The 22,231-nt window shown below is 69.1% G+C and carries 27 protein-coding genes and 2 pseudogenes; 16 read left to right on the plus strand and 13 right to left on the minus strand.

Annotation, left to right across the window (positions count from 1 at the left end):
* Positions 1-125 precede the first annotated feature (125 nt).
* Positions 126-806, minus strand: a complete 681-nt coding sequence (locus FCU40_RS16900) for a DJ-1/PfpI family protein (RefSeq protein ID WP_168076484.1) — start codon at positions 804-806, stop codon at positions 126-128.
* A gap of 95 nt (positions 807-901) precedes the next feature.
* On the opposite strand from FCU40_RS16900, the gene FCU40_RS16905 reads away from it, so the two are divergent.
* The 3 genes from FCU40_RS16905 (at position 902) to FCU40_RS16915 (ending at position 2,504) form a co-directional block, all read left to right on the plus strand.
* Positions 902-1,843, plus strand: a complete 942-nt coding sequence (locus tag FCU40_RS16905) for a GlxA family transcriptional regulator (protein WP_168076486.1) — start codon at positions 902-904, stop codon at positions 1,841-1,843.
* An 88-nt stretch (positions 1,844-1,931) separates the two neighbouring features.
* Positions 1,932-2,126, plus strand: coding sequence for a hypothetical protein (locus tag FCU40_RS16910; RefSeq protein ID WP_004621945.1), 195 nt, complete (start codon positions 1,932-1,934; stop codon positions 2,124-2,126).
* Positions 2,127-2,153: 27 nt separating this feature from the next.
* Positions 2,154-2,504, plus strand: a complete 351-nt coding sequence (locus tag FCU40_RS16915) for a DUF3147 family protein (RefSeq protein WP_168076488.1) — start codon at positions 2,154-2,156, stop codon at positions 2,502-2,504.
* On the opposite strand, the gene FCU40_RS16920 is transcribed toward FCU40_RS16915, so the two are convergent.
* Entirely contained in the window at positions 2,501-3,412 is a 912-nt protein-coding gene (locus tag FCU40_RS16920) for a carbon-nitrogen hydrolase family protein (protein WP_168076490.1), read from the minus strand. The two genes, FCU40_RS16915 and FCU40_RS16920, sit on opposite strands and share 4 nt — an antisense overlap.
* A 167-nt stretch (positions 3,413-3,579) precedes the next feature.
* Here FCU40_RS16920 and FCU40_RS16925 point away from each other — a divergent pair.
* Positions 3,580-4,411, plus strand: a pseudogene (locus FCU40_RS16925) (SDR family oxidoreductase).
* Here the strand turns inward: FCU40_RS16925 and FCU40_RS16930 are convergent.
* Entirely contained in the window at positions 4,371-5,561 is a 1,191-nt protein-coding gene (locus tag FCU40_RS16930; protein WP_168076492.1) for a cell wall hydrolase, read from the minus strand. The pseudogene FCU40_RS16925 and the gene FCU40_RS16930 overlap by 41 nt on opposite strands.
* A gap of 386 nt (positions 5,562-5,947) precedes the next feature.
* On the opposite strand from FCU40_RS16930, the gene FCU40_RS16935 reads away from it, so the two are divergent.
* The 6 genes from FCU40_RS16935 to FCU40_RS16960 all read left to right on the plus strand — a co-directional run bounded on the left by FCU40_RS16935 (position 5,948) and on the right by FCU40_RS16960 (position 10,435).
* The gene (locus tag FCU40_RS16935) at positions 5,948-6,142 is read left to right on the plus strand and encodes a hypothetical protein (RefSeq protein ID WP_004621956.1); all 195 of its coding nucleotides are present in this window, start codon (positions 5,948-5,950) and stop codon (positions 6,140-6,142) included.
* Positions 6,143-6,408: 266 nt separating this feature from the next.
* Positions 6,409-8,679 carry an excinuclease ABC subunit UvrB gene (gene uvrB / locus FCU40_RS16940; protein WP_168076494.1) on the plus strand — a complete coding sequence of 757 codons (2,271 nt, stop codon included), beginning with the start codon at positions 6,409-6,411 and terminating at the stop codon, positions 8,677-8,679.
* A gap of 196 nt (positions 8,680-8,875) precedes the next feature.
* Positions 8,876-9,073, plus strand: a complete 198-nt coding sequence (locus tag FCU40_RS16945; RefSeq protein WP_168076496.1) for a type II toxin-antitoxin system VapB family antitoxin — start codon at positions 8,876-8,878, stop codon at positions 9,071-9,073.
* A complete protein-coding gene (locus FCU40_RS16950; RefSeq protein ID WP_168076498.1) occupies positions 9,070-9,465 on the plus strand; it encodes a PIN domain nuclease in 396 nt (131 codons plus the stop codon). The genes FCU40_RS16945 and FCU40_RS16950 overlap by 4 nt, the downstream gene beginning before the upstream one ends.
* Before the next feature lie 162 nt (positions 9,466-9,627).
* Positions 9,628-10,014: a hypothetical protein gene (locus FCU40_RS16955; protein ID WP_168076500.1), complete on the plus strand. Its 387-nt coding sequence runs from the start codon at positions 9,628-9,630 to the stop codon at positions 10,012-10,014.
* 166 nt (positions 10,015-10,180) lie between these two features.
* Positions 10,181-10,435, plus strand: coding sequence for a helix-turn-helix domain-containing protein (locus FCU40_RS16960; RefSeq protein WP_004621962.1), 255 nt, complete (start codon positions 10,181-10,183; stop codon positions 10,433-10,435).
* 26 nt (positions 10,436-10,461) lie between these two features.
* Here the strand turns inward: FCU40_RS16960 and FCU40_RS23375 are convergent, their stop codons facing one another.
* Positions 10,462-10,680 (minus strand): helix-turn-helix transcriptional regulator, encoded by a 219-nt coding sequence (locus tag FCU40_RS23375; RefSeq protein ID WP_004621963.1) that lies wholly within the window; start codon positions 10,678-10,680, stop codon positions 10,462-10,464.
* A gap of 81 nt (positions 10,681-10,761) precedes the next feature.
* Here FCU40_RS23375 and FCU40_RS16970 point away from each other — a divergent pair, with 81 nt between their 5' ends.
* Positions 10,762-11,181, plus strand: coding sequence for a helix-turn-helix transcriptional regulator (locus tag FCU40_RS16970; protein WP_004621965.1), 420 nt, complete (start codon positions 10,762-10,764; stop codon positions 11,179-11,181).
* Between the two features lie 20 nt (positions 11,182-11,201).
* Here the strand turns inward: FCU40_RS16970 and FCU40_RS16975 are convergent, their stop codons facing one another.
* From FCU40_RS16975 to FCU40_RS16985, 3 genes are all read right to left on the minus strand, one after another.
* Positions 11,202-12,179: a nitronate monooxygenase family protein gene (locus FCU40_RS16975; protein ID WP_004621967.1), complete on the minus strand. Its 978-nt coding sequence runs from the start codon at positions 12,177-12,179 to the stop codon at positions 11,202-11,204.
* A 66-nt stretch (positions 12,180-12,245) separates the two neighbouring features.
* Entirely contained in the window at positions 12,246-12,641 is a 396-nt protein-coding gene (locus FCU40_RS16980) for a lysozyme inhibitor LprI family protein (RefSeq protein ID WP_168076504.1), read from the minus strand.
* Positions 12,642-12,682: 41 nt separating this feature from the next.
* Positions 12,683-13,645: an acetyl-CoA carboxylase carboxyltransferase subunit alpha gene (locus tag FCU40_RS16985; RefSeq protein WP_004621971.1), complete on the minus strand. Its 963-nt coding sequence runs from the start codon at positions 13,643-13,645 to the stop codon at positions 12,683-12,685.
* A gap of 286 nt (positions 13,646-13,931) precedes the next feature.
* Between FCU40_RS16985 and FCU40_RS16990 the strand changes: the two genes are divergently transcribed.
* The 3 genes from FCU40_RS16990 (at position 13,932) to FCU40_RS17000 (ending at position 16,102) form a co-directional block, all read left to right on the plus strand.
* Positions 13,932-14,132 (plus strand): hypothetical protein, encoded by a 201-nt coding sequence (locus FCU40_RS16990; protein ID WP_168076506.1) that lies wholly within the window; start codon positions 13,932-13,934, stop codon positions 14,130-14,132.
* Between the two features lie 99 nt (positions 14,133-14,231).
* Positions 14,232-15,635, plus strand: a complete 1,404-nt coding sequence (locus FCU40_RS16995) for a cytochrome P450 (RefSeq protein WP_168076508.1) — start codon at positions 14,232-14,234, stop codon at positions 15,633-15,635.
* A gap of 41 nt (positions 15,636-15,676) precedes the next feature.
* On the plus strand, positions 15,677-16,102 hold the full coding sequence (locus tag FCU40_RS17000) for an OsmC family protein (RefSeq protein WP_168076509.1): 426 nt from the start codon (positions 15,677-15,679) through the stop codon (positions 16,100-16,102).
* Positions 16,103-16,238: 136 nt separating this feature from the next.
* On the opposite strand, the gene FCU40_RS17005 is transcribed toward FCU40_RS17000, so the two are convergent.
* Together FCU40_RS17005 and FCU40_RS17010 are read right to left on the minus strand one after the other, a co-directional pair.
* Positions 16,239-17,297, minus strand: coding sequence for a CoA ester lyase (locus tag FCU40_RS17005; protein ID WP_175582091.1), 1,059 nt, complete (start codon positions 17,295-17,297; stop codon positions 16,239-16,241).
* A 149-nt stretch (positions 17,298-17,446) separates the two neighbouring features.
* Entirely contained in the window at positions 17,447-18,448 is a 1,002-nt protein-coding gene (locus FCU40_RS17010) for an aldo/keto reductase (RefSeq protein WP_004621980.1), read from the minus strand.
* A gap of 216 nt (positions 18,449-18,664) precedes the next feature.
* On the opposite strand from FCU40_RS17010, the gene FCU40_RS17015 reads away from it, so the two are divergent.
* A complete protein-coding gene (locus FCU40_RS17015) occupies positions 18,665-19,150 on the plus strand; it encodes a VOC family protein (protein ID WP_004621982.1) in 486 nt (161 codons plus the stop codon).
* A 115-nt stretch (positions 19,151-19,265) separates the two neighbouring features.
* Here FCU40_RS17015 and FCU40_RS17020 read toward each other — a convergent pair whose 3' ends face one another.
* Both FCU40_RS17020 and FCU40_RS17025 read right to left on the minus strand, forming a co-directional pair.
* Complete coding sequence (locus tag FCU40_RS17020) at positions 19,266-19,946, minus strand: hypothetical protein (RefSeq protein ID WP_168076511.1); 681 nt, start codon at positions 19,944-19,946, stop codon at positions 19,266-19,268.
* Between the two features lie 165 nt (positions 19,947-20,111).
* Positions 20,112-20,333: an alkylphosphonate utilization protein gene (locus tag FCU40_RS17025; RefSeq protein ID WP_004621989.1), complete on the minus strand. Its 222-nt coding sequence runs from the start codon at positions 20,331-20,333 to the stop codon at positions 20,112-20,114.
* Positions 20,334-20,490: 157 nt separating this feature from the next.
* Between FCU40_RS17025 and FCU40_RS17030 the strand changes: the two genes are divergently transcribed.
* The gene (locus tag FCU40_RS17030; protein WP_168076512.1) at positions 20,491-20,727 is read left to right on the plus strand and encodes a hypothetical protein; all 237 of its coding nucleotides are present in this window, start codon (positions 20,491-20,493) and stop codon (positions 20,725-20,727) included.
* 10 nt (positions 20,728-20,737) lie between these two features.
* Here FCU40_RS17030 and FCU40_RS17035 read toward each other — a convergent pair whose 3' ends face one another.
* Together FCU40_RS17035 and FCU40_RS17040 are read right to left on the minus strand one after the other, a co-directional pair.
* The gene (locus FCU40_RS17035) at positions 20,738-21,658 is read right to left on the minus strand and encodes a tyrosine recombinase (RefSeq protein WP_168076517.1); all 921 of its coding nucleotides are present in this window, start codon (positions 21,656-21,658) and stop codon (positions 20,738-20,740) included.
* Positions 21,655-22,231: pseudogene (locus tag FCU40_RS17040) on the minus strand (hypothetical protein); the annotation flags it as partial. The pseudogene FCU40_RS17040 and the gene FCU40_RS17035, both read right to left, overlap by 4 nt.

The following is a 22,231-nucleotide window of genomic DNA, read 5'->3' on the forward strand; positions in this document are numbered from 1 at the left end:
GACCGCCGAACGGCGGTGGAGGGGGACAGCGCGGGGCTTGCCGAATCATGACCAGCCCCCTCCGACACGGCGCGCTTCGCGGCCGCGCCACCTCCCCCAAGAGGGGGAGGAGAGAAAAGCGCCGGCTAAACCCTCTCCGCCGCCCGCTTCGCCGCCTCGACCCGCTCATCCATCGCCTTGCCGTAAAGCGTGCTGATCCGCTCCAGGACCTTCGGCGGCGCCAGCTCCGGCCGCCCCGAATTGAACGGCGGGGCCGGGGCGTATTCCACGGCCAGCTGGATGCCCTGGGCCACGTCGTCGCCGGCCAGCTCGGCGACCATGGTCAGGGCGAAGTCGATGCCCGCCGTGACGCCGCCGCCGGTGATGTAGCGGCCGTCGCGCGCCACCCGCGCCGCGTCGGGGATCGCGCCGAACAGCGCCAGCTGATCGCGCCACGCCCAGTGGCAGGCCGCCCGCTTGCCCTTCAAGAGCCCCGCCGCGCCCAGCACCAGCGAGCCGGTGCACACCGAGCAGACATATTTGGCCCCGTCGGCCAGGCGGCGGATTTCGGAGATGAAGTCGGGGTCGCCCATGGCCGCCGTGGTCCCGAAGCCGCCCGGCACGATCAGCACGTCGCAGGCCTGGATGTCCGACAGCTTGGGCAGGCGGGCGAAGACCAGGCCGTCGGCCTCGATCTCGCCGCCCGCCAGGCTGGCCACGGTCACGGTCGCGCCGGGCAGACGGCACAGGATCTGGTGCGGTCCGGTGAAGTCCAGATGGGTGACGTCCGGAAACAGGGCGATCACGATTTGAAGAGTCTGCCGCATCGAAAATCTCCGTCACGATTGACGGGCAGAACATGGTTCAGTTAGCGTCTGGCTGAAATGACATAGTTCCCACGGAAACCGCCACCGGAGGTTCCATGCCCCGCGCGATCGGCTTTCTCGTCTATCCGGGCTTCCAGCTTCTGGACGCCACCGGCCCCATCGCGGCGTTCGAGATCGCCGGGCGGTTCTCGCCGGGCGCCTATTCGCTGCATTTCCTGTCGCTGCGGGGCGAGCCGACCCCCAGCTCGTCCGGCGTGACGATCCACACGACCGCCCTCGCCGACGCGCCGCGCCTCGACACCCTGCTGATCTCCGGCGGGGACGGGGTGAAGGTTCCGGCCACCTGTCCCGAGACCCTGGCCTTCGTCCGCGAGGCCGGCCGCCAAGCGCGCCGCGTCGCCTCGGTGTGCTCGGGAACCTATGTCCTGGCCGAGGCGGGCCTCCTTCACGGCAAGCGCGCCACCACCCACTGGAGCCGGACCAAGGACTTCCAGCGCCGCTATCCCGACATCCGGCTGGAGCCCGACCGCATCTGGATCCAGGACGGTTCGGTGTGGAGCTCGGCCGGCATCACCGCCGGCATCGACCTGGCCCTGGCCATGATCGGGGCCGACGAGGGCGAGACGATCGCCCGCCGCACCGCCCAGCAACTGGTCGTCTACCACCACCGCCCGGGCGGCCAGTCGCAGCATTCGGCCCTGATCGACCTGCGCCCCGGACGCTTCGACGCCCTGCTGTCCTGGGCCCGCCAGAACCTCTCGGAGCCCCTGTCGGTCGAGCAATTGGCCGAGCGCGCCGGGATGAGCCCGCGCAACTTCGCCCGCCAGTTCGCCCAGGAGACCGGCGTCACCCCGGCCAAGGCCGTCGAGCGCCTGCGGGTCGAGGCCGCCCGCGCCCTGCTAGACAGCGGCCCGCTGCAGATCGAGGACGTGGCGCTGGAAACCGGCTTTGGCGACGGCGAACGGATGCGCCGCGCCTTCATCCGCGCCTTCGGCCAGCCCCCCCAGGCCCTGCGCCGCGCCGCCCGCGCCGGCTGATCGCTTGGTTTCGGCTGACACACGCGCGAAACAATGCTTGGAAACGTTGGGTGGACGCTAAGGACTCAACCTTCACCCGGAGAAGAGCATGACGACGAAGAAACTGCTGGGCGTCTCCGCCGTGGCCGCGGCCGCCCTGGCCCTGACCGTACCGAGCCTGGCCAGCGCCAATCCGCACCACCGTCCGGGCCCCGATCACCATCGTCCGCACAAGGTCCGGATCTGCAAGGTCGAGCGTCGCGGTCACCACCGCGTCCGCGTCTGCCACTGGGAGCGCCGCTAGGGCGCCCGAACGGTCCAGTCCGAGGCCATGCTCTATCTCGCGATCAAGGCCGCCGTCTCGGGCGTCATCGTCGCCGCCGTCGCGGAGATCTCCAAGCGCTATCCCGGACTGGGCGGCCTGGTCGCGTCCCTGCCGCTGGTTTCGGTGCTGGGCATGATCTGGCTGTGGCGCGACACCCACGACCCGGTCCGCCTGGCCGACCACGCGACCGGGACCTTCTGGTTCGTGCTGCCCTCGCTGCCGATGTTCCTGCTGATCCCGGTCCTGCTGAAACGCGGCGCGCCCTTCTGGGCCGCGCTGACAGCCGGCTGCGTCCTGACCATGGCGCTCTACGCGGCGATGGTCTGGGCCGGGCCGAAGGTGGGGCTGAAGCTTTAAAGCGTCGCGCGATCCTTCCACCTCGGGTCGTCGACCAAGTCCCCCGAATGCAGCGCGCCGTCGATCGCCCGGTCGCGCCAGGCGACAGTGCTGTCGTAGATGTCGGCCGCCAGATCGATTTCGGAGATCAGCAGGCCTTCCGTCTCGGGCTCCAGCGCGCCGGTGATCACCCCGTCAGGCCGCACGAAGAACGACGGCCAGCAGCTTCTCGGCGCCGATGAGTTGGGACAGCTGATCCACATGTTGTTGTTCGAAGCGGCCGCGATCATGCCGGCCGGCATGGTGATGGCTGGCAGGGAGGTCCCACCGGTCAGGTGATGGGCGCCGACCCAGGCCTCCATGGCCGCGAACCGCTCTTCCGACAGCCCGCCGGCGTGGAAGCCGTGGAACATCAGCCGCGCGCCCCGTCGATGATAAGCCCGATAGAGCTCGGGATAGCGGTAGTCGTGGCAGATCAGGACACCGCATCGCACGCCCTTGATGTCGAAGACGGCGAAATGGTCTCCGGAGGAATAGTGCGCGAGATCGCCGGTCAGGCCGGCGGGGTCGCCGGCGCAGAAGCGCTTGTCGTAGCGGTCGACCAGCGCGCCCGAGGCGTCGATCACATAGGCGCAGTTGTGGGGCTTGTGATCGCCGGACAGCCGATGGGCCGAGCCGACCACCATCCAAAGCCGCAGCTCGCCCGCGAGCGCCATCACCCGCCGCGCCGCCGCCTGGAGCCTGGGCCAATCGAAACCGTCGAACCCCTCGAAATCGACGCCGGCGTAGCCGGAAAGCGCCGCTTCCGGGAAGTGGACGACATCCGCGCCCGCCGCGCGCGCCTGGCGCAACAGCCGTTCGACGGCCGCCAGATTGGCGTCGATATCCGCCGAGACGGCGAACTGGGCCGTGGCGACGCGAAGCTTCACGCCCCCCGCTCCGTCCGACGGGCGGGACGCGGCTTGGATAGCGGGTCGAGACGGTCGTGGGACATGGGGACTCGCGCGGCCAGGACGCCGCGATCATCGGGGCGGGCGGCCCCGCGTGGCAAGACGGATCTCGGCCTTGACCGCCCTGCCCTCCCGGCGTCTGATCGCTGATAACAAGACTATCCGGAGGGACGACCCATGGCCGCCGAGGGCCGCAAGAGCATCTTCATCACCGGCGCGGCCAGCGGCATCGGCCGCGCCAGCGCCCAGCGCTTCGCGCGCGCCGGCTGGTTCGTGGGCCTGTCCGACATCGACAAGGCCGGTCTGAAGGCGACGCAGGATAGCCTGGGCGCCCAGAACGCCTCGGTCCACGTGCTGGACGTCCGCGACCGCGAGGGCTGGGAAAACGCGCTCGGCGAATTCGGCCGCGAAACGGGCGGCAAGGCCGACGTGCTGCTGAACAACGCAGGCGTCGCCCGCTTCGGGGTGCTGGAGGACCTGTCCGACGCCGACTGCGACATCCAGATCGACGTCAACATCAAGGGCGTGGTCAACGGCGCGCGGGCGGGCCTGCCGCTGCTGAAGGCCGCGGGCGGGCGGCTGATCAACGTCGCCTCGTGCGCGGGGCTATACGGCTCGCCGAAGCTGGCGGTCTATTCCGCCACCAAGTTCGCGGTGCGCGGCCTGTCCGAGGCGCTGGACATCGAGTACGCCGCCCACGGCGTCAGCGTCGCCTGCGTCATGCCGTGGTTCGTCGAGACGCCGATCCTGAACGCCGGAGCGTCAGGCACGAACGAGCAGATGGCCGACGCGCTGCGCAAGGGCGGGCTGGAGGTCTATCCGGTCGAGGACGCCGCCCAGGTGGTCTGGGACGCCGCCCACGGCAAGGCGCTGCATTACTTCGTGGGCAAGCGGGCCAAGCAGATGCGCTTCGCCACCAGCCACATGCCGGGCGCCGTCAGGAAGCAGCTCCGCTCCCAGCCCCTACTGTCGTCTTGAGGCCTTCCAGCGGCGCGCGCTCCGACGAGACCGAGATGGCCTTGGACGCCGGCTTATCGGCGGCCGGGATCGTGGTCTTCACGGGGGTGAGCGCGGCCGGGGCGGCCTTCGGCGCCGGAGCGGCGGGGGCGGAGGCCGGCTCGGACACGGGACCGATGGGCCCGCCCTGTCCGCCCGCGGCCGTCGCCGGATCCGCGCGACCGATCGCGCTGGCCGCGTAGATCACCGGCGGCTTGCCGTCGGCCGTCAGGCTGGCGATGTCCGACGGCGCGATGTCGTCGGCGGTCGGCGCCTGCCCACCGGTCGCGGCGCCGTGACGCCCGAAGCGATAGAAGATGTGCATCCCCACCTGGGCCACGCGCAGCAGGCGCGGCCCCCAGCCCGGCGACACGGCCAGGGTATGGAAGTGGGTGGCCGAACCGATCTGGTTGGCGATGTCGCCCGAAAGGGCGCGGGCGGCGATCTTGCGCGCCCGGTTCCACGCGCCGAGGTCGCGGGTGTGGCGCATCGAGCCGTCACAGGCGAAGCTGAACTGGCAGCCGGTGCGGTTATAGGCGCCCTGGAACACCACGCCGCAGATCGACTTCGGGAAGGCCGGGTGGCGAACGCGGTTCATGACCACCTGGGCCACGGCGGCCTGGCCGCTGGGGGTCTCGCCCCGCGCTTCGTAATAGACGGCGTCGGCCAGGCACTCCAGCTCGCGCGAGCTTTCCAGGGCGTTGCCCAGCTGGAACGGCGAGGCGGCGGCCGGGGCGAAGCCGGCGGACCCGAAGCTGGCCCGCAGCATCAGGGGGCCCGAACGGCCGCTCTGGCCGGGCAGCAGGTTGGCGCCGGCGCCTTCGAGACGCGCGGCCAGCATCTGGGTCTGGCGGTCGCGTTGATCGACGGCGGCGAACAGATAGGGATCGTGACGCTTGGCCACGGCGAGCGCGCCGGGGTCCATACGCGTAGAAGCGCTCAGCATGGCCGCGTCGGAGAAGTCCCCCGAAGCGCCTTCCGCCAATCGGGCGACGCGGGCGTGGGTGGAGGCCGTGTGGGCCAGGCCACCGAGAAGGTAAACGCCGCCCAGGGCCAGACCCGTCGCGGATCCGACCAATACGGCGCCGACCAGCCCGCGCGCGTCCGCGCGCGTCTGCGACTTGATATACAAAACTCGTGTCCTGCGCGGCGAGGGCGCACCGGCCCCCCGACAAAATCGCCCCGAAAGCCCCCGGAAAACACTGGCGGGAAGCCCTTCGAAGCGGAGGATCGGCCGTATCACGCTGTGGCCAGGATCCTGCGTATCGCGGCTTATGACGTATCCATGACCGACTCGCAAGCACCCAGGGCGACGCGAGGCGGCTCGTGCGGGAAAGCGTCGCACGGTCGAACCGGGTAACGCCTTGAATCCTGGCGAAAAGCCGCAAGATCGAAATCGTCGTTTTTTTGTGGTCGCCAAGGCCTCGCCAAGCCTCTGTTCAACCGAGCGTGGCGGAACCTCGGCGTCCACCTGCCGTTACTCGACGAGGTCACGACCCTTAACGCAAGAGCGCCGAAATGAACCTCCGATCGACTCTGAGCACCGCCCTTCTGACGGCGGTCTGCGCCCTCACCCTCGCCGCCTGCGGACACGGCATGGAGCAGCGCGCGGCCAGCGGCGCCGTGGCCGGCGCCGTTGTCGGCGGACCGGTCGGCGCGGCGGTGGGCGCCACCGCCGGCGCCGTGGTCGACACGGCGGCCAAGCCGAAATAGGCGGGTCCGACGCGCCCGGCCCAGGGAACACCGCCAGGCGCGTCACGCCTCGGCCCGGCGCGTCACGCTCGGAACGCGTCCAGTATCGGAGCGGGAGCCTTCGTCGAGGCCGCCGAAATATGCCCGCCCGCTCGTTGATCGCCAGACCAACGACCCGGAGACGTTGCGCGACCCAAGGGCGCGAAGAATTCCTACCGCCACCCTGCTGCCATCCTCCGTCAGCAGGCCCCCTAGCCTTCGCGGACAGGCGCTCCTAATTTGGAGCCATGGCCCGCACCCCGTCCGATGGCGTTTCCGACGTCTCCACGCCCTTCGTCTTCGACGCGACCGGCGATGTCGTCGCTGACGTTTCGGCCGGCGTCATGCCCATGCTCTGGACCCCGCACCGCCCCGCGCGGCCGGACAAGTCCGAGGGCGGCAAGAAGTTCAAGCTCGTCTCCGACTACCAGCCCGCCGGCGACCAGCCGACCGCCATCGCCGAGCTGGTCGAGGGGGTCGAGCGCGGCGACCAGGACCAGGTGCTGCTGGGCGTCACCGGCTCGGGCAAGACCTTCACCATGGCCCAGGTCATCGAGCGCACCCAGCGCCCGGCCCTGATCCTGGCCCCGAACAAGACCCTGGCCGCCCAGCTCTACAGCGAGATGAAGTCGTTCTTCCCGGAGAACGCGGTCGAGTACTTCGTCAGCTATTACGACTACTACCAGCCGGAAGCCTACGTGCCCCGGACGGACACCTATATCGAGAAGGACTCGTCGATTAACGAGCAGATCGACCGGATGCGCCACTCGGCCACCCGGGCGATCCTGGAGCGCGACGACGTCATCGTCGTGGCCTCGGTCAGCTGCATCTACGGCATCGGCTCGGTCGAGACCTACACCGCCATGACCTTCACCCTGGAGGTCGGGCAGCGGGTCGACGAGAAGCAGCTGATCGCGGACCTCGTGGCCCAGCAGTACAAGCGCAACGACCAGGCCTTCGAGCGCGGCACGTTCCGCCGGCGCGGCGACACCATCGAGATCTTTCCCGCCCACTACGAGGACCGCGCCTGGCGCGTGACGATGTTCGGCGACGAGGTCGAGGCGATTGCCGAGTTCGACACCCTGACCGGCAAGAAGACGTCCGACCTCGAGATGATCAAGGTCTACGCCAACAGCCACCACGTCACCCCGCGCCCGACCCTTCGCCAGGCGATCGTCGAGATCAAGAAGGAGCTGAAGGCGCGCCTCGACTGGCTGGTCGCCAACGGCAAGCTGCTGGAGGCCCAGCGGCTGGAGCAGCGCACGACCTTCGATCTGGAGATGATCGAGACCACCGGCTCGTGCGCCGGCATCGAGAACTACAGCCGCTATCTGTCGGGCCGCAAACCCGGCGAGCCGCCGCCGACCTTCTTCGAATACATCCCCGACAACGCCCTCCTCTTCACCGACGAGAGCCACCAGACGGTTCCGCAGATCGGCGCCATGTACAAGGGCGACCGCAACCGCAAATGGACGCTCGCCGAGTACGGCTTCCGCCTGCCCTCCGCCCTCGACAACCGCCCCCTCAAGTTCGAGGAGTGGGACGCGATGCGGCCGCAATCGGTGCACGTTTCCGCCACCCCGGCCGCCTGGGAGCTGGAGCGGGCCGGCGGCGTCTTCGCCGAGCAGGTGATCCGTCCCACCGGCCTGATCGACCCGCCGGTCGAGGTGCGCCCGGTCTCCAAGGACGGCGCCTCCCAGGTCGACGACGTGGTCGACGAGATCCGCCAGACCATCGCCAAGGGCTACCGCACCCTGGTCACCGTGCTGACCAAGAAGATGGCCGAGGACCTGACCGAGTACCTGAACGAACAGGGTATTCGCGTCCGCTACATGCACAGCGACGTCGACACGATCGAGCGCATCGAGATCATCCGCGACCTGCGTCTCGGCCACTTCGACGTGCTGGTCGGCATCAACCTGCTGCGCGAGGGCCTCGACATCCCCGAATGCGGCCTGGTCGCCATCCTCGACGCCGACAAGGAAGGCTTCCTGCGCTCGGAGACCTCGCTGATCCAGACGATCGGCCGCGCCGCCCGCAACGTCGACGGCAAGGTCATCCTCTACGCCGACCGGATCACCGGCAGCATGGAGCGGGCCATGGCCGAGACCGCCCGCCGCCGCGAGAAGCAGCACGCCTACAACCTGGCCAACGGCATCACGCCCGAGAGCGTCAAGCGCGACATCAAGGACATCCTCAACAGCCCCTATGAGCGCGGCGACCGCGTGCTCGTCCCCATGGGCATGTCCGAGACCGACGACCGCCCGTTCAGCGGCGACAACTTCAAGGCCGCGCTGAAGGACCTTGAGGCCAAGATGCGCGAGGCCGCCGCCAACCTGGAATTCGAGACCGCCGCTCGTCTGCGCGACGAGATCAAGCGCATGAAGCTGATGGACCTGGAATTCGCCAACGAGGCCCTGGCCGCGACCGGCGACGCCGTCGACAAGTCCGCCCCCAAGCGAATTCGCGCGGAGATCCGTCAGGAGAAGGCCGAGGAGTTCCGCAAGAAGCGGAAGTAGCCGCCGACAGATCCTCCCCCGCGTCGCGGGGGAGGTGGCCCAGAGGGCCGGAGGGGGCAAGCTCGGCCTCGCTCCAGATTCCCCTCTCCTCCCCCTCTTGGGGGAGGGGGACCGGCGAACGCCGGTGGAGGGGGCCAGCGCTGGCGATCCTAGACCTCGCATGCTATGTGTATTATCGCTAAAACGGATACACATCATGCGCACCAACGTCGTCATCGATGACGCCCTGATGGCCGAGACGCTCAAGGCCACGGGTCTGAAGACCAAGCGCGAAGCCGTCGAGCTGGGCCTCAAGACACTGCTGAAGTTGCGCCAGCAAGGCGACATCCGGAAGCTGCGCGGCCGGCTCGCCTGGGACGGCGACCTCGACGCGACTCGGACCGACGACGCGTGATCCTGGTCGACTCCAGCGTCTGGATCGATTTCTTCCGAGGGACGGCCACGCCGCAGGTCGAGCGCCTGGACGCCCTGCTCGGCGTCGAGCCCCTGGCCATCGGCGACCTGATCCTCACTGAAGTGCTGCAAGGCTTCCCGCGCCAGAGCGACTTCGACCAGGCGCTGGCGGCGCTGAGCGCCTTCACCCTCGTGGAGATCGCCGGCCACGACATCGCCCTCCAGGCGGCCCGCAACTACCGCGCCCTACGCGGCCTGGGCGTCACGCCCCGCAAGACCATCGACACCCTGATCGCCACCCGCTGCATCGAAAGCGGCCACGCCCTGCTGTTCAGCGACCGGGACTTCGAGCCGTTCGTGGAGCACCTGGGGCTGGTGTCGGCGATGGGGTGAAGGCGGGCCGGAACTTCACCCCGTCGTTTCTCCCTCCCCTCTCCTCCCCCTCTTGGGGGAGGGGGACCGGCGAAGCCGGTGGAGGGGGCCGGCGCCACACCCTCCGCTTGCGGAACACCGTTCCCCCGGCCAAGCTCCCCGCCGCCAAGAGGGAAAGCTGTCATGACCGCCAGAATCCTGATTGTCGGGCAGGACCCCGACACCGTTGACTTCAACGCCCCGGGGATCGCTCCCGGCATGACCGCCGACAAGGTGCGCGCCGGAGTCGAGGCCGCCCTGGCCGACCTGGCGGCCCAGGGCTACGCGGCCAAGAACCTCTACATCCAGCCCGATCCGGCGACGGCCGAGCGCGAGGTCGCCGAGGCCCTGGCCGCCGCGCCCTATGACGTGGTGGTGGTCGGCGCCGGCGTCCGCGTCCCGCCGATCCGGCTCTTCCTGTTCGAGGCGGTCATCAACGCCATCCACCGCGCCGCCCCGACCGTCCGCATCGCCTTCAACACCCGCCCCGACGACAGCGCCGAGGCGGCGTTGCGGTGGGCGGGGCGGTAGCGCAGAGCCACCGCCCGCGCCTCGCTCCCTCCCCTCTCCTCCCCCTCTCGGGGGAGGGGGACCGGCGAACGCCGGTGGAGGGGGCCAGCGCCGCTCACATCCCGTCGCCCCACTCCGCCGCGAAACGCGAGTTGACGCCGCCACTCTCGCGAGACTAGAATATTCCATGAACACGGCGTCGCCATTGTCGAAGCTGGGTCGCCGGGTCCGGGCGCTGCGGGAGGGCGCCGGGCTGGGGCTGGAGGCCTTGGCCGCGCGGGCGGGGATGACGGCGGCGGCGCTGGCGGCGGTCGAGGCCGGGGCGGCGGAGATCGACTACTTGGCGCTGCGGCGGATCGCCGGGGCGCTGGGCCGGCCGGTCGCGGAGCTCCTGGCGGCGATGGACGAGGCGCGAGCGGAGGAGGACGGAAGCGACGGGTGAGGCGCCACGGACAAGGCGGACGAGATTCAGAGACCGCCGACCAGCTCGGCCAGACGGATATCCAGGGCCCGGGCCAGCTGGAACAGGGTGGTGGCGCTGGGGTTGCGCTCGCCGCGTTCCAGCAGGCCGACATAGTTGCGGTGCAGACCGGCCAGCTCGGCCAGGGCTTCCTGGCTGAGGTTGCGCGCCTTGCGGCGGGTGCGGATTTCTCGCCCCAGGGCGATCAGGTCGGAGTCGGCGGGCACGCGCGACCCTTGCCTTGGACGGCTCCGGCATCTACACACTGAAGGTGTGTATTTTTCGCGCTCAAGTCGAGGTTCGCACGCATGGGTCGTCAACGCACGCCGCCGAAGCCTAAGCCGAAGATCGCCGCGCACCCGGTCGACCGCCATGTCGGCCAGGTGCTGCGCGGACGACGGCGAGCCCTGGGGCTCAGCCAGACGGCGGTGGCCGAGCAGCTGGGGATCAGCTTCCAGCAACTGCAGAAGTACGAGCGCGGGACCAACCGCGTCAGCGCCTCGGTGCTGCACGGCCTGTCGCTGGCGCTGGACCTGCCAGTGGCGCGGTTCTTCGACGGCCTGCCCGCGCCGGCCGACAACGACCGCGCCCATGGCCGCGACCTGGTGGCCGAGATGATCGCCGCGCCCGAGGGGCCGGCCCTGGCCGAGGCCTTCCTCGACCTGCCGCCGGGCCCGGTCCGCGCCCGCCTGACCGCCCTGGCGCGCGCGATCGGCGCGCTGGGGTGAGAGTCTTCTCCGGCGCGCCCCTACCCGACCATCCCCGCCAGGCGGCCGCGGATCAGGGTCTCGGCCTCGGCGACGATGCGGTCGACCAGCTCTTGGACGCTGGGCACGTCGTGGATCAGGCCCTGGACCATGCCGGCGGTCCAGACGCCGTGATCGACGTCGCCGCTTTCCAGGCCCTCGCGGCCGCGCGCGCCCTTCACCAGGTCGGCGACGTCCTCGAACTTGGCGCCGCCGGCCCGCTCGATGGCCACCACCTGCTGGCTGATGGCGTTGCGGGCCACCCGGGCGGTGTTGTGCAGGGTGCGGAAGATCAGGTCGGTGGCGCGCTCGTCGTTGGCGACCATGGCCTGCTTGAAGTTCTCGTGGATCGGCGCTTCCTTGGTGGCGCAGAAGCGGGTGCCCATGTTGACGCCGTCGGCGCCCAGGGCCAGGGCCGCGACCAGGCCGCGCGCGTCGCCGAACCCGCCCGAGGCGATCATCGGGATCTTCACCTTGTCAGCGGCGGCCGGGATCAGGATCAGGCCGGGAATATCGTCCTCGCCCGGATGGCCGGCGCACTCGAAGCCGTCGATCGAGATGGCGTCGACGCCCATCCGCTCGGCCGACAGCGCGTGGCGGACGGCGGTGCACTTGTGGATCACCTTCACGCCGTTGGCCTTGAAGTGGTCGACATGCTCCTGCGGCTTGTAGCCGGCGGTCTCGACGATCTTGATCCCGCTCTCGATGATCGCCGCGCGGTACTCGGCATAGGGCGGCGGCGTCATGGCAGGCAGGATGGTGAGGTTCACGCCGAACGGCTTGTCGGTCATCTCGCGACAGCGGGCGATCTCCTTGGACAGCGCCTCGGGCGTCGGCTGGGTCAGGGCGGTCAGGAAGCCCAGCGCGCCGGCGTTGGCCACGGCGCTGACCAGCTCGGCCTTACCGACCCACTGCATGCCGCCCTGGGCGATCGGGTGTTCGACGCCGAACAGCTCGGTGAAACGGGTCTTGATGGCCATGGCGACGGATCTCCCTCTTCTTGTCCAGGGACTATGAGGAAGCGACCCTTAGGTCAGGCAAGAGCCTCATTGGGCCTGACGAAACTTCTCTAGTTCATCGGCGCGCTGAATCGTGCGGGACAACACACAGTCGTTGGCGGAAATCTGCTTCAGCTTGCTCCATTCGGAGTCTTCCTGGCTGGCGCAGTCGGCGTCGCGGAAGGCGATCCAGGCCCGCTGAGCCTTTTGCAGGGCCGCCTTCTGGCGCGGCAGCCTCAACCGGCTCATGGCCCCTTGGTAGGCGCGGTTCAGCCGGGCGTTCTGCGCCTCCAACTCCATGTTGGCGCAGGCGACCATGCCCACGGTGCTGGTTCCGCCAGGCGAAGCTAGGCAGTGTTCATAGGCCGGCGAGGGCTTTGGCTCCGCCGCGCGGCCGACCCCCGCCAGCAGAGCGATCGGCAAGACGAGCAGAACAAGACGCATCGAAGGTTCCCTAAAAGGTCCCCCGACCCGAATGTGATCTCTTACTGCAGGCCCGCGCGGCCGATCGCGTAGAAGCGGTCCGCGCGTTGCTTGCGCAGCTGCTCTGCGCTCATATGGGCCATGGCCTTCAGCTCTTCTTCCACCGCGTCGCCCACCGCCCGGATGGCGACCTCGGTGTTGGAGTGGGCGCCGCCGGCCGGCTCGTCGACGATGCGGTCGACGATGCCCAGCTTGATCAGGTCCTGGGCGGTGATGCGCATCTGGGTCGCCGCGTCCTTGGCCCGGGCGCCGTCGCGCCACAGGATCGAGGCCGCGCCCTCCGGCGAGATCACCGAATAGATCGAGTGCTCCAGGATCAGCACGCGGTTGGCGCCGGCCAGGGCGATGGCCCCGCCCGAGCCGCCCTCGCCGACGATCGTGGCGACCATCGGCGTGCCCAGGGTCAGGCAGCGCTCGGTCGAGCGGGCGATGGCCTCGGCCTGGCCGCGCTCCTCGGCGCCCAGGCCCGGATAGGCGCCGGCGGTGTCGACGAAGGTGATGACGGGAAGGGAGAAGCGCTCGGCCATGTCCATCAGCCGGACGGCCTTGCGGTAGCCTTCCGGGCGGGCCATGCCGAAATTGTGCTTCAGGCGCGTGGTGGTGTCGTGGCCCTTCTCATGGCCCATGACCACGACCGGCTGACCGCGGAAACGGCCGAGGCCCCCGACGATGGCCTGGTCGTCGGCGAACTTGCGGTCGCCGCGCAGCTCGACGAACTCGTCGATCAGGCCCGCGACATAATCGCGCAGGTGCGGCCGCTCGGGATGGCGGGCGACCATGGTCTTCTGCCAGGCGTCGAGGTTGGCGTAGGCCTCCTTGCGAAGGGCCTGGGCGCGGTCGCGCAGCGCCTGGATCTCGAGGTCGAACGCGCCCGGTCCAGCCGTCTCGGAGAGCTTGCTCAACTCTTCGATCTTGCTTTCCAGATCAGCGATCGGGCGTTCGAAATCGAGATAATGGGCGGCCATGGACTCTTAAACGTCGCCTTGAAGGAAAGGGTGCGAACCTAGTGGCGGAATCCGTCGAGGGAAAGAGGCGAGATTCCGGCGAGGAACCGCCATCGATCCGCCGGGTTTTATCCACAGGCTCTCGGATGTGGTTCACAGGTGAGTCTCGAATCGAGACTCTCTTCGCTGGTGAATCGCGACAAAGAGTCCTACGGTGTTTTGTAGCGGATCGCGGAAGACGATCCGCGCCCCGCGGCCCCCGCCATCGAACGTGCGCGGCCCCGCCTGATGAGAGCGCACAGTTCCCATGCAGGTGTTTACCTTTTTCTGTGTCGAGTCAGACGGCTCGGTTCCTCGTTTCGACGTCACGCCCTGCGCCGATGACTCGGCCGCCCGCGCGAGAGCTTTCGAACTTCTCGACATGCACCACCGCTGTGACTTCGTGGAAGTCTGGCGCGGCGCCAAGCGCGTGTTCGACGTCTTCGGCCCGCAGCAGGCGGCGGCTTAATTCAACGCGCGATGAATTATTGCGTCGGTCGGCGAGCAAGGCTAGGTTGCGCTTCCGGATGGGGCCTCCTTCCGCGCCCCGCTTCCGGAAGGCCGCGCCATGGACGTGTCGATCCTAGACGCCCTTAGCTCTCCCGCCCCGCTGATCCCGCCCGCGCCGAAGGTTCATCCCCGCCCCTTTGGCGGCTCCCTGCTCGGCGAGCTGCGCATCGCGCGTGAAATGAGCCGGAACCTGGTCGGCGCCTATTGCGAGGCGGATTTCGAAGACCTGTTCACCCCCTACACCTTCCTGGGCCAGCCGGGCCTGGTCGTCAGCGACCCGGCCAGCGCGCGCCGGGTGCTCACCTCTCCCCACTATGTCCGCCCCATCAAGGCCAGTCGCCCGCTGCGCCCCCTGGTCGGCGAAGGCCTGCTGCTGGCCGAGGGCGCGACCTGGAAACGACAGCGCAAGAGCCTGGCCCCGGTCTTTACGCCCGCCGCGATCGGCGGCCTGCTGCCCCATTTCCGGGACGCCGGCGCGGGTCTGGCGGAAGCGCTCGATGGCCGCTCGCGGGTCAATCTGGCCGAAGCGTTCCATCAGGCCGCGCTGGACGCGGTGTTGCGCGCCCTTTTCTCCCGCCGCGCCGACGCCGAGGGCGCGGTGCTGGCCAAGCTGGCCCGCCGCTACATGGAGGGGCCGGCCCACTTCAACCTGATGGACTACGTCAGCAAGGGCGCCGACGACCTGACCTTCCTGGACGGCGAGCGTCGGCGGATCGGCGGCCTTTGGCTCGCCGCCGTGGACGCTCTGATCGCGGCGCGGCGCGCGGCGCCCCATCCCGAGGTCCGCGACCTGCTGGACCGCCTGCTGGCGACGCGGGACGAGGACGACGCGCCGCCGTCGGATCGAGAAATTCGCGACCAGTGCGGCTCGATGCTGGCGGCCGGTTTCGAGACTACCTCGCGCCTGCTGTTCTGGACCGCGCTGCTGCTGGCCCAAGACCCTGCGACGCAGAACCGCCTGCGCGCCGAGGTCCAGGCGTTCCCGCCGGAGGGGGTCGCCAGCCTCGACGACCTGAAGGCCTGGCCGCTGATGCGCTCGGTGCTGTTCGAGACGCTGAGACTCTATCCGTCGGTCCCTCTGATCGCGCGGACGGCCCTGGAGGCCGACGAGATCGGCGGCTTCGCGGTCGTTCCCGGCTGCATGGTCACCATCAGCCCGTGGCTGATCCACCGGCATCGCAAGCTGTGGGACGCGCCGACCGCGTTCCATCCCGAGCGCTTTCTGGACCAGCCGCATCCGTGGGGCGTCGAGGCGTTCCTGCCGTTCGGCGCCGGGCCGCACGTCTGCATCGGCGCGGGCTTCGCCCTGGCCGAGGCGCAGATCATCCTGGCGAACCTGCTGGCAAGGGTCGAGATCCGGCTGGCCAGCGAGCGGCCCGTGATCCCGGTCGCCTCGATCACGCTCGGCCCAGACCACGAACCGGACTTTATCCTGACGCCGATCGTGCAAGCGCGGCCCTGAACGGGGTGGTAGGAAGGGCGCTCCCTTTTCGAGGAAACGCCATGACCGACGCCGTCCCCACCCGCCCGTTCGCCACCGCCACCGACACGGGCAGCGGCGGCCTGCAGACCTTTGTCACGGCCGGCCCCTCGACCATCGTCGCCGACATCTCAGTGGCGCAAGGCGGGCTGGACCTCGGCCCCGATCCGCACGAGCTGGTCGCCGCCGGCCTGGCCGCCTGCACGACCATGACGCTGCGCCTCTACGCCAACCGCAAGGGCTGGACGATCAGCCACATGCACGTCGAGGTCTTCTCGCACTTCGACAAGGACCAGACGCCGCACGAGCGCTTCGAGCGCGTGATCAGCATCGAGGGCGACCTGACCGACGAACAGCTGGAGCGCCTGTTCGAGATCGCCGAACGCTGCCCGATCCACCAGCTGCTGACCAACGGCGCGCGCGTGGTGACGACGGTGGCGGGGAATTGATCCGATAGATCCTCCCCCGCGATGCGGGGGAGGTGGCCCAGAGGGCCGGAGGGGGCAGACACGGCCCTCGCTCAGCTCGCCCCCTCAGTCACTCCGTGACAGCTCCCCCGCATCGCGGGGGAGCATCTGTTCAGCGCTAAAACCCGTAAAGCGCCCTATACTCGGCGTCCTTCGCGGCGATCTGGCGCGCGCAGTCCACCATCACCTTGGCCTGTTTCCAGGTGGCGTCGTCCTGCATCTTGCCGTCGATCATGGCCACGCCCGTGCCGTCGGGCATGGCCTCGAGGATCTTCTTGGCGAAGGCGACCTCGGCCGGGTCGGGGCTGAAGACCGTCTTGGCGATCTCGATCTGGCTGGGGTGCAGGCTCCAGGCGCCGGCGCAGCCCATCAGGAAGGCGTTGCGGAACTGCTGCTCGCAGGCGACGGGATCGTCGATCGCCCCGAACGGACCGTAGAACGGCTTGATGCCGTGCGCGGCGCAGGCGTCGACCATCTTGGCGAAGGTGTAGTGCCACAAGTCCTGCTGGACGCTGACGCGGGGCGCGCCGTCCGCGTGGGGATCCTCGATCACCCGATAGCCAGGATGGCCGCCGCCGACGCGGGTCGTCTTCATCGCCCGACTGGCGGCGAGGTCGGCGGGACCCAGGCTGATCCCCTGCATTCGGGGACTGGCGGCGGCGATCGCCTCGACGTTCATCACGCCCTCGGCGGTCTCCAGGATGGCGTGCAGCAGGATCGGCCGGGTGACGCCGTGCTTGGCCTCCAGCGAGGCCAGGAGCTGGTCCATGTAGAAGATGTCCCACGGACCCTCGACCTTGGGGACCATGATCACGTCGATCTTGTCGCCGGCCTTCTCGACGATCGTGCTGATCTCATCCAGGTGCCAGGGCGAATTGAGGCAATTGATCCGCGTCCAGAAGCCGACGCCCAGGGCCTTGAAGTCGATCTCGCGCGACATGGCCACCAGGCCCGCCAGGGCCGCGCCCTTGGCGTCGGCCGGAATGGCGTCTTCCAGGTTGGCGAGGATGACATCGACGGTCGGGGCGATCTCGGGAAGCTTGGCGCGCACCTTGTCCAGGTGCGGCGGCACGAAGTGGATCATCCGCTCCACGCGGGCGGGCAGCTCGCGGTACGGCGTCGGGGCGCCGATCGCCAGAGGTTTGAAAAAGCCGCGCGGCGTCTTCATGCCGGTCACTCCCCGCTGTCCCTTCGAGGGATCATTTCGCAATTGCGAAAGACCATGCGGCGGCGCGGCAAGGGCGTCAAGCCAGCGCCGCCCAAGCCGGCTGCCCCCTCCGGCCCTCCGGGCCACCTCCCCCGCGATGCGGGGGAGGAACTCGTCGTCTACCGCCCGACCATCGCCAGGCCGGCCTTGGTGTAGCGCTCGCCCTCGACCGCCGTTTCCGGCACGGCGGCGGCGATGCGGGACAGGTCCTCGGCGGTGAGGGTCACGTCGACCGCGCCGAGGTTCTCCTCCAGCCGACCGATCTTGGTCGTGCCGGGGATCGGGGCGATGTCCTCGCCCTGGCGCAGGATCCAGGCCAGCGCCAGCTGGGCCGGGGTAATGCCCTTTTCGCCGGCGATCGCCGTCAGCGCGTCCACGAGCGAGAGGTTCTTGGTCAGGGCCTCGCCCTGGAAGCGCGGCAGGCCCTTGCGGAAGTCGCCCTCGCCCAGGGTCTCGGCCTTGACGGCGCCGGTCAGGAAGCCGCGGCCCAGCGGGCTGTAGGGCACCAGGCCGATGCCCAGTTCGCGCAGGGTCGGCAGGATCTCGGCCTCCAGCTCGCGGAACCACAGCGAATATTCGCTCTGCAGGGCGGCGACCGGCTGGACGGCGTGCGCCTTGCGGATCGTCGCGGCGCCGGCCTCGGAGAGGCCGAAATGCTTGACCTTGCCCTCGGCGATCAGGTCCTTGACGGCTCCCGCCACGTCCTCGATCGGCACGTTCGGATCGACGCGGTGCTGGTAGAAGAGGTCGATCACCTCGACGCCCAGGCGCTTCAGCGACGCCTCGGCCACCGCGCGGATATGCTCGGGCCGGCTGTTGACGCCGCGCATCCGCGTGAAGCCCTCGCCCGTCCCTTCCGGCGCGATGTCGAAGCCGAACTTGGTGGCGATCACCACCTTGTCGCGGAAGGGCTTCAGGCCTTCGCCGACCAGCACCTCGTTGGTGAAGGGTCCATAGACCTCGGCGGTGTCGAAGAAGGTCACGCCCAGCTCGACGGCGCGGGCCAGCAGCTTGTGGGCGTCGGCCGTCTCCAGCGCCGTGCCATAGACCTGGCCCATGCCCATGCAGCCGAGGCCGATGGCCGAGACCTCGAGACCGTCGCCGAGTTTACGCGTCTTCATGGGATGCTCCTTCGTCAGGCTGGACCGGCGGCTCCTTCGCCGGCGGTCGCGAGATAGGATCGAGTCGTCCCCGGCCCCAGGGCTTCATTCGCCGATCTAGAGGATCAGGCAATCTTCCCGTCGTGGCCGTCAATCGCGGCGCGACGTTTTTCTTCGACGCACTGTCGGAACCGACGGCCCCCGATCGTTCTAGGATCACGACAACGGAGGAAACCCATGTCCAAGATCAGCCCGTTCCTGTGGTTCGACAAGGAAGCCGAGGAGGCCGCGCGGTTCTACGTCGCGATCTTCCCCAATTCGCGGATCGTCAGCGTCAATGGCCTGCCGACCGACCTGCCCCACACCGGCGCCAAGGCCGGCGACGTGATGACCGTGACGTTCGAATTGGACGGCCTGCCCTATGTCGCCATGAACGGCGGGCCGGGCCATCCCTTCACCGACGCCATCTCGCTGACGGTCGATTGCGACGGCCAGGACGAGGTCGATCGCTACTGGAACGCGCTCACGGCGGACGGCGGTCAGGAGATCGCCTGCGGCTGGCTGAAGGACCGCTATGGCCTTTGCTGGCAGGTCACGCCGCGACAGCTGATCGAGATGACCACCGGCCCCGACAAGGCCGCCGCCGCCCGCGTGTTCCAGGCGATGATGGGCATGGTGAAGATCGACGTCGCCAAGCTCCAGCAAGCCCACGACGCCGGATAGAGCATTTTCCGATAAGTGTGAAACGGTTATCGGATCGAAAAATGCTCTAAACTTTTGATTTAGAGCCCTTTTTATCCGATCTGATTGGATCAATCAGATCGGAAAGGGCTCTAGTTCACGCGGCCAGCGTCATAAGGCTGCCGGGCGGCATGTCCGAGCGCACCTGCTGATCAAGGTCGTCGACGCTCTTGCCCAGGTCCTTCAGGCCCTTTTCGGCGTCCTTGTAGTCATCGGTCTCCTCGAACTTTTCCTTCATGGTCAGCGTCGCCTTGGTGCGCGCCGTCAGGAGAAGATCCTTCAGATCGGCGCCGAGGCCCCGGACCAGCTTGATGAAGTCCATGTCGCCGGCGGCCTCGGCCTTGGCCTCGTCCTCAAGAGTCTTACGGGCCGAGGCGGCGGCGTCGGGGTTGGCGGCCGCGTCGGGCAGGGACTTGAAGTCGTCGGCGAACATTTCGCCGCTGTCCTTGGCCGCGGCGGCATAGTCCTTGACCGCGCCCTGCAGCTCCTTGGCGGCCTCGGCCAGGGCCTTGGCCATCTTCTTGGGGTCGTCGGCGTAGAGCTTCTTCAGCAGCTTCATCTGCTCGATCAGCCGCTGGACGCGCGCGCGGGCCTGGTCCTTGGCGTCGCCGATCCGGGTCTTGCGGTCGGCCCTGGCCTGCGCCTTGACCTGGTCGAGGGCGCTGGCGCTGTCGGCCTTGGCCTTTTCCGCGCTCTTGGCGACCTTCGCCGTCGCGCCGGCGCTCACGCGCCCCTGGGCCAGCGTGATCAGTCCGGCGACCAGACTTGTCGAAACCATGCGCTTCGCGCTCCGTCGGCCGTTCTGGCCCTCTCGGCGGCCGACGTTATGCGAGGAAGGTTAAGCCAAAGCATCGCGCGGAAAGGTGGACGCCGGCTTTCCGCGAAAGCGATGCGAAAGCAGCGATCGAGAGCAAGCCGCGCGATCCATAGGGCGCGGCTTGCTCTAAGCCTTCTTGACGAACTCGGTGCGCAGGACCAGGCCCCGGACCTTGTCGACATTGGCCTCGATCTCGTCGGGATCGCCAGTCAGGCGGATCTTCTTGACCACCGTGCCGCGCTTGAGCGTCACGCCGCCCGAGCCCTTGACCTTGAGATCCTTGATCAGGGTGACGGTGTCGCCGTCGGCCAGGAGGGTTCCGTTGGAGTCGCGGGTTTCTTCGGACATAGGGGGTCCCTGCTAGGTCGGGCGGCGCGAAGCAAACCCGTATATTTTGTGCGGGCTTTCCTACGGATTTCCCGGGCCACGTCAATGCTAGGCGATCCGCGCTGATTTACATGCCGAACGCATAGCGATAGGTTTTGCTCGTCCTATGGAGCCTCTCATGAGCCTGAAACAGCGGCTTCGCGCCCTGACCGGCCGCCAGTGGCTCACGTTCTTCGCGGCGAGCATTTTGCTCAGCCTCGGCGGCCAACTTCTCACGGACGCTTGGACCCCGTTCGCGATCAGCCCGATAGCGAAGGCCCTTCTGGGCGCTTTCGGGTTCACATCACGCGTCCTTCCGGCGCTGGTCGTTGGTGCGGCGGCGGGCTCCGGCTCGTTGACCCTGCCACGCAAGTAGCAATCCCAATCTACGTCTTCTTCCGTCCCAACGGGTGCTTGGTCTGCACAACGTGCGCCAGGTGCTCGCCGGCCACATGGGTGTAGATCTGGGTCGTGGCGATGTCGGCGTGGCCGAGCAGGGTCTGGATCACGCGCAGGTCCGCGCCGCCCTCCAGCAGGTGGGTGGCGAAGGCGTGGCGCAGCACGTGCGGGCTGACTTTTTCGCGGTCGATCCCGGCGGCGATGGCGGCGTCCTCCAGCAGTTGCCCGACGCGGCGGGCGGTCAGCCGGCCGGTGGCGCCGCGCGACGGGAAGAGCCAGGGGCTATCCTTCGCGCCCTTGGGCAGGAAGGCCGGACGCTGGGCGAGATAGGCCTTCACCGCCGCGCGGGCGGCGTCGTTCAGGGGCGCCAGCCGCTCCTTGCCGCCCTTGCCCTTGACGATCAGATAGGCAGGGTCCCGCGCCAGGGCCGACAGCGGCAGGGCCAAGAGCTCGGAGATCCGCAAGCCCGAGGCGTAGATCAGCTCGATCATGCACGACAGGCGCAGGCCCTGCGCGCCGTCCTTCTTCGTGGCGGCGGCCAGCAGGCGCTCGATCTCGTCGCGCTCCAGCACCTTGGGCAGCGGGCGTCCCGCCTTGGGCGCGGCGACGCGGCGCGAGGGATCGTCGGCCCGCCAGCCCTCGCCCAGCACGAAGCGATAGAACTGCCGGACGGCCGAGCGGCGGCGGGCGGCGGTGGCCGGGGACAGGCCCCGCGCGCCCAGGTCCTGGAAGTACGCCTCGACGTCTTGCGCGTCGGCGTCGTCCAGATCGCGGCCCCGGCCGGCCAGGAAGGCGCGGGCGTCGTCCAGGTCCTTGCCATAGGCGGTCAGGGTGTTGCGCGCGGCCGCCCGCTCGACGGCCATCATTTCCAGGAAGGCGTCGACCCAGCCGGCCCCCTTCCCGCTCATTTGGCGTAGGCCAGACCCAGAAGACCCTCGACGACGATGGCGCGGGCGTCGACGGCCAGGCCGGCGTGAACCAGGGCCTGGGCGATGCGGGCGCGGTCGACCGGCTGCGGCCCCGTGGGACCGGTCTCCAGCGCGATCGACAGGGCCAGCAGGCCGGCCTCGCCCTTGCGCTTGGCGGCCCCGGCGTCGTCCAGCAACACCGCGCGCGCCGGCGAGGCGACGGGCTTGGGGAGCTCGAAATTGGCGAACTGGGCGCGGGCGTCCGGGTCCATCGCGCCGCCCAGGCTGGCCAGCAGCACCGCGGCGGGCTGGGCCGGCGACTTGGCGCCGCCGGTCGCGCCGCGCGCGATCAGATTGCCCAGCACCTGGTTGTCGACCTTGCCCGAGGCGGCGGCGATCAGGGCGTCGAGAATGGCCAGGTCGGTCGTCGTCGCCCCCGGCGTCTTGTCCGCCGTCAAACGGCCGCGAATGGTCTGGGCCGTGGCGACGTCCCCGGACGCGATGGCCGCGCGGGCCAGCAGCACCGGTTCCCGCAGCGGCCCGCCGGCCTGGGCCAGGGCGGCGATCGAACCG

Source organism: Caulobacter sp. SSI4214 (genome assembly GCF_012184455.1).
GTDB classification, from domain to species: domain Bacteria; phylum Pseudomonadota; class Alphaproteobacteria; order Caulobacterales; family Caulobacteraceae; genus Caulobacter; species Caulobacter vibrioides_E.